General features: G+C 72.6%; 15 protein-coding genes. 11 read left to right on the top strand and 4 right to left on the bottom strand.

Features of this window, described 5'->3' with window-relative positions; translation table 11 throughout:
- Positions 1–38: 38 nt before the first annotated feature.
- Positions 39–629 carry an N-acetylmuramoyl-L-alanine amidase gene (locus tag AB0E88_RS17585; protein WP_361631093.1) on the bottom strand — a complete coding sequence of 197 codons (591 nt, stop codon included), beginning with the start codon at positions 627–629 and terminating at the stop codon, positions 39–41.
- Between the two features lie 294 nt (positions 630–923).
- Between AB0E88_RS17585 and AB0E88_RS17580 the strand changes: the two genes are divergently transcribed.
- The 5 genes from AB0E88_RS17580 to AB0E88_RS17560 all read left to right on the top strand — a co-directional run bounded on the left by AB0E88_RS17580 (position 924) and on the right by AB0E88_RS17560 (position 4,876).
- On the top strand, positions 924–2,330 hold the full coding sequence (locus AB0E88_RS17580; RefSeq protein WP_361631090.1) for a family 2B encapsulin nanocompartment shell protein: 1,407 nt from the start codon (positions 924–926) through the stop codon (positions 2,328–2,330).
- A gap of 119 nt (positions 2,331–2,449) precedes the next feature.
- On the top strand, positions 2,450–3,454 hold the full coding sequence (locus AB0E88_RS17575) for a polyprenyl synthetase family protein (RefSeq protein WP_361631357.1): 1,005 nt from the start codon (positions 2,450–2,452) through the stop codon (positions 3,452–3,454).
- Positions 3,455–3,556: 102 nt separating this feature from the next.
- A complete protein-coding gene (locus AB0E88_RS17570; RefSeq protein WP_361631087.1) occupies positions 3,557–4,165 on the top strand; it encodes a GNAT family N-acetyltransferase in 609 nt (202 codons plus the stop codon).
- Between the two features lie 26 nt (positions 4,166–4,191).
- Positions 4,192–4,500: a hypothetical protein gene (locus AB0E88_RS17565; RefSeq protein ID WP_361631084.1), complete on the top strand. Its 309-nt coding sequence runs from the start codon at positions 4,192–4,194 to the stop codon at positions 4,498–4,500.
- A 40-nt stretch (positions 4,501–4,540) separates the two neighbouring features.
- A complete protein-coding gene (locus AB0E88_RS17560) occupies positions 4,541–4,876 on the top strand; it encodes a DUF952 domain-containing protein (protein WP_361631081.1) in 336 nt (111 codons plus the stop codon).
- Between the two features lie 203 nt (positions 4,877–5,079).
- Here the strand turns inward: AB0E88_RS17560 and AB0E88_RS17555 are convergent, their stop codons facing one another.
- From AB0E88_RS17555 to AB0E88_RS17545, 3 genes are read right to left on the bottom strand one after another with little or no spacing between them, the layout of a single operon-like run.
- A complete protein-coding gene (locus tag AB0E88_RS17555) occupies positions 5,080–5,886 on the bottom strand; it encodes a VOC family protein (RefSeq protein WP_361631078.1) in 807 nt (268 codons plus the stop codon).
- 23 nt (positions 5,887–5,909) lie between these two features.
- Complete coding sequence (locus AB0E88_RS17550; protein WP_361631075.1) at positions 5,910–6,320, bottom strand: VOC family protein; 411 nt, start codon at positions 6,318–6,320, stop codon at positions 5,910–5,912.
- Positions 6,321–6,330: 10 nt separating this feature from the next.
- Complete coding sequence (locus AB0E88_RS17545) at positions 6,331–6,723, bottom strand: helix-turn-helix transcriptional regulator (protein ID WP_361631072.1); 393 nt, start codon at positions 6,721–6,723, stop codon at positions 6,331–6,333.
- 164 nt (positions 6,724–6,887) lie between these two features.
- On the opposite strand from AB0E88_RS17545, the gene AB0E88_RS17540 reads away from it, so the two are divergent.
- From AB0E88_RS17540 to AB0E88_RS17515, 6 genes are all read left to right on the top strand, one after another.
- Positions 6,888–8,378: a right-handed parallel beta-helix repeat-containing protein gene (locus tag AB0E88_RS17540; RefSeq protein ID WP_361631069.1), complete on the top strand. Its 1,491-nt coding sequence runs from the start codon at positions 6,888–6,890 to the stop codon at positions 8,376–8,378.
- A 206-nt stretch (positions 8,379–8,584) separates the two neighbouring features.
- Entirely contained in the window at positions 8,585–9,643 is a 1,059-nt protein-coding gene (locus AB0E88_RS17535) for a substrate-binding domain-containing protein (RefSeq protein ID WP_361631066.1), read from the top strand.
- Between the two features lie 142 nt (positions 9,644–9,785).
- A complete protein-coding gene (locus tag AB0E88_RS17530) occupies positions 9,786–11,123 on the top strand; it encodes a sugar ABC transporter substrate-binding protein (protein WP_361631063.1) in 1,338 nt (445 codons plus the stop codon).
- Positions 11,123–12,082, top strand: a complete 960-nt coding sequence (locus AB0E88_RS17525; protein ID WP_361631061.1) for a sugar ABC transporter permease — start codon at positions 11,123–11,125, stop codon at positions 12,080–12,082. Before AB0E88_RS17530 ends, AB0E88_RS17525 begins: the two co-directional genes overlap by 1 nt.
- Positions 12,079–12,987, top strand: coding sequence for a carbohydrate ABC transporter permease (locus AB0E88_RS17520; RefSeq protein ID WP_361631059.1), 909 nt, complete (start codon positions 12,079–12,081; stop codon positions 12,985–12,987). The genes AB0E88_RS17525 and AB0E88_RS17520 overlap by 4 nt, the downstream gene beginning before the upstream one ends.
- A gap of 38 nt (positions 12,988–13,025) precedes the next feature.
- Positions 13,026–14,006, top strand: coding sequence for a hydroxyacid dehydrogenase (locus AB0E88_RS17515; RefSeq protein ID WP_361631355.1), 981 nt, complete (start codon positions 13,026–13,028; stop codon positions 14,004–14,006).
- Positions 14,007–14,101: the final 95 nt, after the last annotated feature.

The raw sequence follows: 14,101 nt of genomic DNA, 5'->3' as shown, positions 1-14,101 counted from the left end.
TGTCGAACAGCCGTCCCGTCGGGCTCGTCGCGGCACGGTCACTTCAGGCGCTCGCCGATCCGCTCCCGCAGCCAGGCCATCGTGAAGCCCCGGGGGTCCACCTTCCCCGGCTGCCACTCCAGGTGGCCGATGACCGACCGCTGGGTCCAGCCGTGCCGGCGGCACAGGGCCGCTGCGGCCTTCTCGATCGCCACCAGCTGGGCCTCGGGCCAGGGGTCCTCGCCGTCGCCGAGGTTCTCGCACTCGAAGCCGTAGAAGTGGCGGTTTCCGTCGGTGTTCGCCTCGTTGTCGTGCGGCAGCGCCTTCTCCGCGATCACCGCGCGCAGGACGTCGTCGTCGCCCAGGCCGGCATGGTTGGCGCGGCCGTAGCCGACCAGGTGGACCGTGCCGTCCTTGGTGATCACGCCGTGGCACAGCGGCCCCGGCAGCCCGGGGTGGCCGTCGCGGCAGAGCTGCACCGTGTGCGCGGCGCCCCGGGTCACCGTGTGATGGATCATCACCCCGTGCACCGGGCCCCAGGGGCCCTTGTGGTTGCGATGGTGATGTCTCCAGTCGCCGACCTCGACGACCTCCAGACCCTCCGCTCTCAGGGCGGCGAGAAAGTCGCTCGCGGACAGGGGTGAGGCCATGTCGCCTCCTTCGTGCTGCTGTCCCGGCGCCGCGGGGCACGGCCGCCGTCGTACCCCCGCTTGTACCGAAACCGGACGAGCCGGACGACATCGTTCGTACGGTGTGCGAGCCGATCCGGACATGCCGACCGGCGGCGGGCCGCCGGGAGAGCTGTTCAGTCTTCCCATGCGGAAGTGATCCAACCCCGCTCTTTCGTGTAATAGCACCGGCACGCTCCGTAATGGGAGCCTGGTCACCAGATCGAATGCCTGGCGCGGTTCGGAGCCAGTGCAGCACTGGGAGGGCAGTTCTCTATGTCGGTAGGCGAAGAGGTCCGCACGGAAGAGACCAGGCCGCAGCAGAGCCTTGGCACCGCGGCCGCGCGGAACCTGGCCACCACGACCAAGTCCGTGCCGCAGATGCAGGAGATCAGCTCGCGCTGGCTGCTGCGGCTGCTGCCGTGGGTGGACGTGCAGGGCGGCACGTACCGGGTGAACCGGCGGCTGACCTACGCGGTCGGCGACGGCCGCATCACGTTCGTGAAGACCGGTGACCGTGTCGAGGTCATCCCCGCGGAGCTGGGCGAGCTGCCCGCCCTGCGGGCCTACGAGGACGAGGAGGTGCTGGGGGAGCTGGCCCAGCGCTGCAGGCAGCACCAGTTCGCCCCCGGCGAGGTGATCGCCTCCTTCGGCAGCCGGGCGGAGGAGGTCTACCTGCTGGCGCACGGCAGGGTGGAGAAGGTCGGCACCGGCCCGTACGGCGACGACCAGGTCCTCGGAGTGCTCGCCGACGGCGCCTACTTCGGTGAGCAGGCGCTGCTGTCCGCCGACGCCATCTGGGAGTACACCGCCCGAGCGGACACCGCCTGCACCGTACTGATCCTTTCCCGCCAGGACGTCGAGCAGGTCGCCGAGCGCGCCGAGTCGCTGCGCGAACAGCTCCGGCAGGCCCGCGCGATCCCCGAGCAGCGCACCAACAAGTACGGGGAGAAGGAGGTCGCGCTGGCGGCCGGCCACTCCGGCGAGCCGGACATCCCGCACACCTTCGTCGACTACGAGCCCCGGCCCCGCGAGTACGAACTGAGCATCGCCCAGACCGTGCTGCGCATCCACTCCCGCGTCGCCGACCTGTACAACCAGCCGATGAACCAGACCGAGCAGCAGTTGCGGCTCACCGTCGAGGCGTTGAAGGAGCGCCAGGAGCACGAACTGGTCAACAACCGGGAGTTCGGCCTGCTGTCGAACTGCGAGTACGACCAGCGGATCCAGCCGCACGACGGCGTGCCCAGCCCCGACGACATGGACGAGCTGCTCAGCCGGCGGCGCGGCACCAAGATGTTCCTCGCCCACCCGCGCGCGATCGCCGCGTTCGGGCGCGAGCTGAACAAGCGGGGACTGGTCCCGGAGACCATCGACGTGGCCGGCAACCGCATCCCGACCTGGCGCGGCGTGCCCATCTACCCGTGCAACAAGATCCCGGTGACCGAGGCGCGCACCACCTCCATCATCGCGATGCGTCTCGGCGAGCAGGACCAGGGCGTCATCGGCCTGCGCCAGTCGGGCATCCCGGACGAGATCGAGCCGAGCCTGTCGGTGCGGTTCATGGGCATCAACGAGCAGGCGATCATCAAGTACCTGGTCACGGCCTACTACTCGGCCGCCGTGCTCGTGCCGGACGCCCTGGGCGTGCTGGAGAACGTCGAGATCGGCCGCTGGCGGTGACCCTCCCCCTCCAGGGGCCTCGTGCCCGCCCCGCCGCGGGGCGGGCACATCCCTCGGTCACGCCGCAAGCCCGGAGCCGACCGGCGGGCCCGGCCGACGGCGCCGAGGCGGCGGAGCTCCTGGAGGGCGCGCGCGACCTGGTCGGCCCCGAGCTGCGCGCGGCGGTCGAGTCCTTGCCGACGCCCTTGCGACGCGTCGCGCGTCACCACCTCGGCTGGGAGCAGCCGGACGGCAGCCCGGCGGCGGGTACCACGGGCACCGCTCCGCGTTCCGCGCTCGTGCTGGCCGCGGCCGACGCCCTGGGCGGCACACCGGCCCGGGACAGCGCGGTGCGGGCGGCAGCCGCGGTGGAGTTGGTGCACACCGTCGCACTGCTGCACGACGACGCGACGGACCGGGACGTCACCGGCCGGCACCGGCCGACCGCGGGGACCATGTCCGGCGACGCCGACGCGCTCCTCGCGGGCGACGCGCTCCAGGCGCTCGCCTTCGGCCTGCTCGCCGAGGACCCGCATCCGGCGTCCACGGCCGCCGCCGCCCGGCTCGCGGCCTGCGTCGTGGAGCTGTGTCCAGGCCGGCACACCGACATCACGCTGGGCCGGCGATCGCCCGGTGACATGGACCTCGACGACGTCCTCGCCATGGCCGAGGCCAGGACGGGGGCGCTACTCGGGTGCGCGTGTGCCGTCGGCGCGCTGTACGCGGGTGCGACCGCCGAGGACGTGGAGGCGCTGGAGGTGTTCGGGCGCGAGGCCGGGCTCGCCTTCCGGCTCATCGACGACGTGATCGGGATCTGGGGTGACCCCGGGTGCACGGGCAAGCCGGCCGGGGCGGACCTCGCGGTGCGCGAGATGCCGCTGCCGGCGGTGGCCGCGCTGGTCTCCGGCACGACGGCGGCCGTCCGGCCGGCCGAGTGGCAGGGGCAGGGAACGCGGCGGGATCCGGCGGACGTCGGGCGCACGGCGCCGGCGGTCGAGCGGGCCGGTGGCCGTGACTGGGCCCAGGAAGAGGCCGCCGACCGGATGTCCCGCGCGGTCGGCGCCCTGGCCCACGCGGTGCCGGAGCCGGAGCGGGCAGGGGGCCTGCTGAGCCTGGCGGAGCTTGTGACCCGGCGCGGCGCGTGACGGGGCGAGAGCGAGGATCGACAGGGAGGGATCGCGGGGGACTCAACGGACCCGGGATAGGGTCAACACCCGTCGAGGACAGGTGCGTTGAAGGGGTCCGGGATGGGTGTGGCGATACGGCGGGCGGGCGAGGGCGACCGGGAGGTGGTCGTACGGCTGCTGGACGAGGCCTTTCAGGACGATCCGGTCAGCACCTGGGTGTTCCCTGGTGAGGAGTACCGGCGCGGCACCCACCACCGGCTCATGGCCGCGTTCACCGACATCGCCCTCGGAGACGGCTGGATCGACCTCACCGAGGACGGGTCGTCCTGCGCGCTGTGGCTGTCCGTGCCTGGCGGGGAGCACGACGACGCCGAGGACGACGGCCCCGCCGAACTGCGCCGGGCCGTGGACCCGGGCAACGAGCGGGTGGAGCTGATCGGGCGGCTCACGGCCGGGATCCACCCCGTGGACCGCCCGCACGCCTATCTGTGGATGATCGGCGTCGCGCCGCACCGGCAGGGTGAGGGCCTGGGCACCGCGCTGATCGAGCACGTCCTCGAGCGGTGCGACCGCGAAGGGCAGGCCGCGTATCTGGAAGCGAGCAACGCCCGCAGCCGAGCGCTGTACGAGCGTCTCGGTTACACGGTCATGGCCGACCGTGTGCTGGACCTGCCCGAGGGCCCGCGGATGTGGCCCATGTGGCGCGAGCCCCACCGCGGGAAGCGCTGAGCCACCTACCGCCCTACGCTGAGGGCGTGGGCAGCGACGAACCCGTGTGTCCCGTGTGCGGACAGAGCGTCGAGACGGTCGTCCGGCGCCACAAGACCCTGGGCGCCTGGGTGCCGGTGTGGGCGCCCGGTCCCTGCCGCAACGCCGAGTGCCCGGCCTACGAGGAACCGCCCGCCGCGGGTACGCCCCGCACCGGACCCCCGGCCGTCGCCGCTCCGGCCGAGGACGGCGACGCGTCCGGCCCGTCCGGCCGGGGGCCCGGCGCGTCCGGCCCGTCCCGGGCGCCCGGCCGCGCGTCCGGCGGGTCCGGTGCTTCCGGGGCGGGCGGGTCCTGACGGCTGGGCCGGGAGGCCCTCCACCGCATAGCGTGGGCACATGACCGACGCCCCGCACATCCTCCACCTCACCGAACGCTCCCTGTGGGAGGCGGCCCGCGCTCAGGGCCGGTACACCATGTCGACCCGCGGCCGCACGCTGGAGGAGGAGGGGTTCATCCACTGCTCCACCCGGGAGCAGCTCGCACCGGTGGCCGACTTCCTGTACGGCGGCCACGACGGCACGGACGAGCTGGTCGTCCTGGTCGTGGACCCGGCGCGGCTGGACGTGCCGCTGAAGTACGAGGCCGTCGAGCCCGGCGGTGAGGAGTTCCCGCACGTGTACGGGCCCATCCCGGTGGAGGCGGTCGTGTCCGTCGAGCCGTGGACGCCCTGAGCCCGCGCTCTCACCGAGCGGCGTGAGCCGGCGCTGCCACCCTCACCGAGCGGCTTGAGCCCGCGCTGCCACGCTCACCGAGCGGCGTGAGCCCGCGCTGCCACCCTCACCGAGCGGCCTGAGCCGGCGCTGCCACCCTCACCGAGCGGCGTGAGCCCACGTTCGCCCGCAGCGGCTCGCGCCTCTGGCGTGGGCCCGCGCTCTCACCGGGACGGCAGCGCGCCCGTCTCCGGGTCGCGGGCCGTGAGGCAGTACAGGCCGCCCGCCGGATCGCGCATCACCGTCCAGTGGGCACCGGCGGAGACCACGGTGGCGCCCAGCTCCTCGTGCCGGGCGCGGGTCGCCGCCCGGTCGGCGCAGGCCAGGTCCAGGTGGGCGGAGCCGGGCCGCTCCTCTCCCAGGCGCTGGAGCAGGATGCGGATCGGCAGCCCGTCGGGCGGGGCGATCACATGGAACTCCGGGCGCGAGCCGGGCCGCGACGTCCACCCGGGCAACAGCGCCGTGAAGAAGGCGACTTCGGTGTCGTACGACGAAGGCGGCGCGTCGAGGCACACTTGGTCTAGGCGGGAGCCGTCGACGACAGGAGGCCGCCGGCGCTCGCCGTGCCACGGCACCGCGCAGAACAACTGCCCGGCGGGGGAGCGCAGTACGGCCCAGTCGTCGTGCCGGGCTTCTATGTGCCCGCCCAGCCGCAAGGCCGACGCGACGAATCCCGGCACGTCGGTCACGGCGAAGTCGAGATGCGCGCCGCCCGGTCCGGCCGCGACCCCCTGCGCCTTCACACAGGCGTGGGCGCCGTCGTCCGGGAGCAGCGTGGTGAACTCCCCTCGGTCGCCGCGCGCCGGGGACAGCCGGGTGCCGGTGACGGCCGTCCAGAACGCGCGGGCGCGGTCCAGGAGTTCGGCCGGGCGGTCGACGAACGCGTAGGTCCAGCGCACGAGCCGGTCCACGTCACGGTCGGCGTTACCGTCCCCGTCCCGGTCCGTGTGCCGGCCCACGTCCTCGTGCATGTCCCGGTCCAGGGCGGAAATGGTCAGCTCTCCGTTCGTTGCATGAACCGCAGCAGATTGCCCGCCGGGTCCCGGAAGGCGCAGTCGCGGACCCCGTAGGGCTGGTCCATCGGTTCCTGCAGGATGTCGGTGCCGGCCTCGCGGACCTTCTCGCACAGGGACTCGCAGTCGGGGGTGGTGAAGATGACCCCGCGCAGCACCCCCTTGGCCAGCAGCCGGGTCAGCGTCTCCCGGTCGGCGGGGGAGGCGTCGGCGGCCGGCGGCTCCAGGACGATCTCCACGTCCGGCTGGAGCGGGGAGCCGACCGTGAGCCAGCGCAGTCCCTCGAACTCCACGTCGTTGCGCAACTCGAGGCCGAGGACGTCCCGGTAGAAGGCGAGTGCCTTGTCGGGGTCGTCGACGGTGATGAAGCACTGCTTCAGTTTCACATCCATGACGGTCACCCTAGGGTCGGCGCGGTCGCGTGAGCCTGCGCACCACGCAGGGCGGGATCTGCGCGACCGCCTCGTGCGGACGGGCCCGGTACGCGGTCGGTGTCATGCCCACGAGCTGGGTGAACCGGGAGCTGAACGAGCCCAGTGAGGTGCAGCCGACGGCGAGGCACACCTCGGTCACGCTCAGATCCCCGCGCCGCAGCAGCGCCTTGGCACGTTCGACCCGGCGGGTCATGAGATAGCCGTACGGCGTCTCGCCGTAGGCCTCGCGGAAGCTGCGCTGGAAGTGACCCGGTGACATCAGCGCCGTACGGGCGAGCGCGGAGATGTCCAGGGGCTCGGCGTACTCGCGGTCCATGCGGTCGCGTGCCCTGCGCAGCCGTACCAGGTCCTCGGGGGTCACCCGGCCAGGATGCCACGCCGTACCGGCCCGGGACATGCCGATCAGACGATCGAAAACTGAGCGAAAGTCGATCGTTCGATACGCGACCATTGACGTGATGCGTGCGCCTCCCTAGCTTCGGGCGTCGTTCCGGTCCCCTGAGCCACCAGAGAGGTGGACGCGTCATGAGGATCACCCCTGCCCGGCGCCGGTCGGCCGCCGTCGCGCTCGTCGTGATGGCCACGGCCGCCCTGCCCGCCGTGTCCGCGTCGGCCGCCGGCAGCACCACCTACGTCGACTGTTCGCGCACCACAGCGGGCGACGGCACCGCGGCCGCCCCCTTCAACAGCCTCGCCCAGGCCGGCGCCCGCACCTACGGCCCCGGCGACACCCTCGCGCTGGCCGCCGGTACGACCTGCACCGGCGCCCTCACGCCCCGGGGCAGCGGCACCGCCGCCGCCCCCGTCACCCTGACCGCGTACGGGTCGGGGGCCCGGCCCGTGATCGACGGGGCGGGCGCGCCCGACGCCGTCGCCTTCACCGACCAGGACCACTGGACGATCAGCGGTCTGAAGATCACCAACCCGGCGGCCGGTCTGGGCCGGCGCACCGGGCTGCGGGTGTCCGCGACGGACGGCCGGGTGCACTCCGGTTTCGACATCGGTGATCTCGTCGTGGACCGGGTCGCCGGGCAGACGAACAAGAACAGCCCGACGACCGACGACTACGTGCAGTCCGCCGGCATCGTCACCGGTGCGAGCGGCACCGGGTCCGCGCTCGACGACATCCACGTCCACGACAACGCCGTCAGCAACACCGGCGGCGGAGGCGTGAAGGTCCGGGTCGGCTCGATGGCCCTGAAGGGCAGCGGGGTGCTGGTCGAGCGGAACACGATCACCGACGTCGGCGGTGACGGGGTCATCGTCAGTTACGCCGAGGCGCCGCTGATCCAGTACAACACCGCCGCGGGCGTCGGCAACGGCGTGTATCCGTTCTCCGGCGGGAACTTCGCCGGGATCTGGGTGCTCGGCGACCACGATCCGGTGATGCAGTTCAACGCCGTCCACGACATCACGCGGATGTCCGTCTTCGACAGCGAGTCCTTCGACTGCGACTGGGGCAACACCGGCACCTGCACGATCCAGTACAACTTCAGCCGCGACAACATCGGCGGCTTCTTCCTGGACTGCGACGGCTGCGGCACCAGCGGAGCGGCGACGCAGGTCATCCGCTACAACGTCTCGGAGAACGACTGCCGGATCGTCCACGCCTCGGGCGGCCGGTCCGCGCTGCGGATGTACAACAACGTCTTCTACTGCCCGGACAAGAAGTTCGACGTCACGCTGCCGGCCACCGCGCTGGTGGAGAACAACATCTGGGTGGGCACCGCCGACTCGAAGCTGCCCACCGGGTCCGGGATCTCGTGGCTGTGGAACGTCTTCCAGGGCGTGCCCCGGCCCACCGCCAACGGGATCGTCGGAGACCCGCGTTTCACCGCGCCCGGCACGGGCGGCGACACTCTCGCCTCCGCCGCGGGCTACCGGCTGAAGGCGGACTCCCCGGCGCTCGGCAACGGTGGTGTCGTCCAGGACAACGGCGGCCGCGACTACTGGGGCAACCCGGTCTCCACGACCGCCAAGCCGCACCGCGGCGCCTACAACGGTCCCGGGCTGTAACGGTTCCCGCCGCCCCTGCCCCGCCGCCCCTGCCCCGGAGGCCGTCCCCGCAAGCCAACCACATCGGCCGCCCCGCCGCCCCTCCCGCCTGGATTGAGCGAATTGATCAGATGACCTCGATGTGATCGGATACCGTGAGGGCGGGAGGTCGTGAGCCCCCGAGGCAGAGGGCGACGGGCGCCACCGCGCCAGATCAGGAGGTCCCGATGGCCGCATCGGCGCAGGAACGCCGTGCCCGCATCCTCGAGGTGGTACGGGAGGCCGGATCGGTCCGGGTCGTGGAGCTGGCCGAACGTCTCGGCATCCCCGCCGTCACGGTCCGCCGCGACGTCGCCGCGCTGGCCGACGAGGGCCGTCTGGAGCGCACGCACGGGGCGGTCTCGCTGCCTGCGGGCGCGCCGGCGGCCGGGTCCGGCGGGCAGGGGCGGGTGATCGGCATGCTCGTGCCGTCCGTCGGGTCGTACTTCGACGAGGTCGTCGCGGGCGCCAGCGCCGCGGCGACCGCCGCCGGGGCGCGCGTGGTGCTCGGCATCGCCCCCTACGAGACGGACAGCGACCGCGCCCAGGTGCAGCGGCTGCTGGAGTCGGACGTGGACGGGCTGCTGCTCACCCCCAACTGGTCGGCCGACGGCGGCCTCGCGGGCAGCGACTGGCTGGGCGACCTGCCCGTCCCGGCCGTTCTGGTCGAGCGGCGGGCCGCTCCCGCGAGCCCGGCCGCGGGTCTCGACGCGGTCTGCTCCGACCACCGTCACGGCGTGCTCCTCGCCCTGCGCCGGCTGGCCGAGCGCGGCCATACGTCGGTCCTGCTCGCCGCCCGCTCCGACACCCGCACCGCGCACGAGGTGCGTGCCGGATACGCCATGGCGGTCGAGGGCCTCGGGCTCGCCCGCCTGCCGGTGATCGACGTACCCACACCGGCCGCGCACCCCGCGGGCGTCCACCAGGAGCTGGCCGCGCGGATCGCCGAGGCCGCGGCCTCCGGCGTACGGGCCGTGCTGGTCCACAACGACCAGGACGCCATCCAGCTGCCGCCGCTGCTGCGGGCGCACGGCCTCACCGTCCCCGACGACCTGGCCCTCGTGTCGTACGACGACGTCTACGCGAACCTGTCCGACCCGCCGCTGACCGCGGTCGCCCCGCCCAAGCGGGCGGTCGGCGCGGAGGCGCTCAGGCTGCTGCTGCGCCGGCTGGACGAGGGCGACGCGCTGCCCGTGCACCAGATCGAGCTGCTGCCGACGCTCACGGTGCGCGCGTCCTGCGGCTGACGGGCAGCCCGTGAGGGCGGTGCCTCGGGTGCGCGGCAGGCCTGCCTGATCACTTCAGATCATTTGATCGAAGAGTATTGACTACGATCAAATGGCGCTTGAGGATGTCACTCGATCCCGCCCCGTTCAAGGAGCCGCGCCCATGACTTCCTCCGTCCCCTCCCGCAGAGTCCGCTCCACCGCCCTCGCCGCCGTCACCGCCCTGTCCCTCGGCGCGCTCGCCGCCTGCGGTTCGGGCGAGGACGCGGAAGCGGGCGCCGCCGGCAAGAACGGTCCGGTGACGATCACCTTCTGGGGCTGGGCCAAGGGCACCAAGGACGTCGTCGACGCCTTCAACGCGGCGCAGAGCGACGTGAAGGTGCGGTTCCAGGAGATCCCCTCCGGCAACGCAGGCGGCTACGCCAAGATCTCCAACGCGGTGAAGGCAGGCAACGCGCCCGACGTGTTCAACGTGGAGTATCCGCAGCTGCCGGACTTCGTCAGCCAGGGCGCCGTCAAGGACATCAGCAAGCTGGTCCCGGCCGGCCTCAAGGACAAGTACCTGCCGCAGGCCGTGCAGCTGACCACGCTCGGCGGGTCGACCTGGGCGCTGCCGCTGGACGCCGCGCCGCAGACCTTCTACTACCGCAAGGACGTCTTCGCCGGGGCGCACATCACCGCGCCGCCGAAGACCTGGGCCGAGTTCCGCGCCGACGCCGAGAAGATCAAGAAGGCCGACCCCAAGGCCCGTATCGCCACCTTCTTCCCCGACGATCCGAGCACCTTCGAGGCGATGGCCTGGCAGGCGGGCGCGCAGTGGTTCAAGACCGAGGGCGACTCCTGGAAGGTGAACTTCACCGACCCCGCGACCCGGCAGACCGCCGAGTACTGGCAGAAGATGATCGACGACGACCTGGTCGACGTCGCGCCGTCCTTCTCCCAGCAGTGGACCGCCGCCCTGCAGAAGGGGCAGACCGTCGGCTACCTCGGCGCCAGCTGGGGCGCCGGCGTGCTCGGCGGCACCCTGCCGGACCAGACCGGCAAGTGGGCGGCGGCGCCGATCCCGACCGCCGACGGCAACCCCGCCAGCGGCATGCTCGGCGGTTCCACCTTCGCCGTCTCCAAGGACAGCAAGAAGGCCGAGGCCGCGGTGAAGTTCGCCGAGTGGGCGACCACCACCGAGGCCGGCATCAAGGCCCGTATCGCCAGCGGCACCTCCTCCGCCTACCCGGCCGCACCCGCGCTCCTCCCGGTCGCCAAGAACTCCTTCAAGGGGCAGCTGTTCGCCGGACAGGACGTCTACACGCTCTTCCAGGACGCCGCGAAGTCCATCCGCACCGACTGGAGCTGGGGCCCGGCCATGGGCGTCACCAACAACTCGCTCAAGGACTCCTTCGCCGGCATCAAGGGCGGCACGGGCAGCATCTTCGACAGCGTCAAGGGCGCCCAGAGCGCGACCACGAAGGAACTGGGCAACCGCGGCATCAAGGTGAGCGGCTGATGGTCGCCCCGACGCTGCCCCGCGGCAGCGCCCCGGCCTCCCGCCCGGCCCCCCGCCCCGCCCGCCGGCGCGGGAGGCCCGGCGCCCCGGTGGTCCTGCTGCTGCCGTTCTTCCTGCTCTTCACCGCCTGCACACTGATCCCCATCGGCAACGCCGTCTACCTCAGCCTCTACCGCGAGCGCCGCTCCGGACTCGGCTTCGGCGGCGTGCAGAACGTCTTCGCCGGCCTCGGCAACTACACGCAGGCCCTCGGCGACGCCGCCTTCCGGGACGGCTTCCTCAACCTCGCCCTGTACTGCGCGCTGTACATCCCGCTGATGCTGGCCCTGTCCCTGCTGCTGGCGCTGCTGCTCGACTCCACGCTCGCCCGCGCCAAGCGCTTCTTCCAGCTGGCGCTGTTCCTGCCGCACGCCGTGCCCGGCATCATCGCCGCCCTGGTGTGGATGTACCTGTACACGCCCGGGGTGAGCCCCGTGATCGGCGCCCTGAACTCCGGCGGCGTCGACGCCGACCTGCTCGGCCACCCGGTCCCGGCGGTCGTCAACATCGCGCTGTGGGAGTGGACCGGCTACAACCTCATCATCTTCTTCGCCGCCCTCCAGGCCATCCCGCGCGAGGTGCTGGAAGCCGCCGTCGTGGACGGGGCCGGCCCGCTGCGCACCGCGCTCGGCATCAAACTGCCGCTGATCCGGCCCTCGCTCGCCATGGTCGGCCTGTTCACCGTGATCGGCTCGCTGCAACTGTTCACCGAGCCGACCATCCTGCACGGCGCGGCACCCGGCGTCGTCACCACCTGGACCCCCAACATGTACGCCTACACCGCGGCCTTCGAGCGGGGCGACTACGGACTCGCCGCGGCCGCCTCCGTCCTGCTCGCCCTCGCCGCCGCCGTCCTGTCCTTCGTGGTCACCCGGCTGACGGGCGGCCGCAGTGCCGAGCCGAAGGGAGCGAAGGCATGAGCACCACCGCGCCCGTGCGGCCCCGGCCGCTGAAGACGTCCGCGCACCCCGCCCCGGCGCCCGGCCGCGGACCCTGGTCGCTGTCGAAGGCGGCCGTCAACGGCACCCTGCTGCTGGCCACCGCCTACACCCTCTTCCCGCTGCTGTGGCTGCTGACCGCCGCCGCCAAGAACACCGGCGACCTGCTCGGCGGGCGGACCCTGTCGCCGTCGCGCTGGCACCTCGGCGACAACCTCGCGAACCTCGCCGCGACCGGCGACGGCGTGTACTTCCGCTGGTACCTCAACTCCCTGCTGTACGCCGGCGTCGGCGCCCTGCTGTGCGGGCTGATCTGCGTCGCGGCGGGGTACGCCTTCCACGTCGCGCGCTTCCCCGGCAAGGAGAAGCTGTTCGGGCTCGTGCTGGTCGGGGTGCTGGTGCCGACCACCGCGCTCGCCCTGCCGATGTACCTGCTCGCCTCCAGGACGGGCCTGGTCAACACCTTCTGGGCGGTGTTCCTGCCGTCCCTGGTCAACCCGTTCGGCGTCTATCTGGCCCGCGTCTTCTGCGCCGGGTACGTGCCCGGCGAGGTGCTGGAGGCGGCGCGCATGGACGGCGCCGGGGAACTGCGGACGTTCTGGTCGATCGGGCTGCGGACGGTGATGCCGGGGTTCGTGACGATCTGCCTGTTCCAGTTCACGGCGATCTGGAACAACTTCTTCCTGCCGCTGGTGATGCTGTCCGACACCAAGCTCTTCCCGGTCAGCCTCGGCCTGTACGCCTGGAACACGCAGACCCACTCGTTCCCCGAGTACTACCCGCTGGTGGTGACCGGTTCCCTGCTCGCCGTGATCCCGCTCGTCGTCGCGTTCGTCGCGCTCCAGCGGTTCTGGAAGGCGGGCATGACCGCGGGGGCCGTCAAGTGACCACTGCGCTTCCGCGTCGCCCGCGCGCCCTGCTGGCCATGCATGCCGACCTGGCGGCCAAGCTCATCGACCCGGCGACCATGACCCGGCTCACCGATGTCGCCGACCTCGACCCCAAGCTGGTCGCCGAGGACCTCACCGAACCGCGGGCGGCGGCCGTCCTGCGGGACGCCGAGGTCATCGTCAGCAGCTGGGGCTGCCCCCCGCTGACGGCCGAGGTGCTGGCCGCGGCTCCCCGTCTGCGGGCGGTCGTCCACGCGGCCGGCTCGGTCAAGCACCACATCACCGAGGCCTGCTGGGAGCGCGGCATCCAGGTGACGTCGGCGGCCTGGGCGAACGCCCTGCCCGTCGCCGAGTACACGGTCGCCCTGATCCTGCTGGCCAACAAGCAGCTGCTGCGCATCCGCGACGACTACCGGCGCCGCCGCGCCCCCCACGACTGGCAGGGCGCCTACGCCCGGGCCGGCAACTACCGCCGTACGGTCGGCATCGTCGGCGCCTCCCGCATCGGCCGCCGCGTCCTGGAACTCCTGCGCCCCCACGACCTCGACCTGCTCCTGTACGACCCCTACGTCACGCCCGCCGAGGCGGCGGAGCTGGGTGCGCGGTCCGCCGGCCTCGACGAGCTGTGCGCCGCATCGGACGTGGTCAGCGTGCACGCCCCCGAACTCCCCGAGACCCGGCACCTGATCGACGCGGACCGGCTGGCGCTGATGCACACCGGCGCCACCCTCATCAACACCTCCCGCGGCTCCCTGATCGACCAGGACGCGCTGACCGAGGAGCTGACCGCGGGACGCCTGGACGCCATCCTGGACGTGACGGTCCCGGAGGTCCTGCCCGCGCACTCCCCGCTGTACGACCTGCCCAACGTGCTCCTGACCCCGCACATCGCGGGCTCCCTCGGCAACGAACTGCACCGCATGGCCGCGGCCGCGGTGGACGAACTGGAGCGCTACGCCACGGGCCGCCCCTTCGCCCACCCGGTGACCCGAGCCGAATGGCACCGCTCGGCGTGAACCGGGCGGTCGTGCACCGCGGGCACGACGAAGGGGCCGGTCGGACGAACCGACCGGCCCCTTCGCACACGGGCCGCGCCCCGCGGCGGTGCACC

The sequence above is a fragment of the Streptomyces sp. NPDC028635 genome (genome assembly GCF_040637635.1).
GTDB lineage: Bacteria > Actinomycetota > Actinomycetes > Streptomycetales > Streptomycetaceae > Streptomyces.
This window is presented reverse-complemented; position numbering and strand designations above follow the sequence as displayed.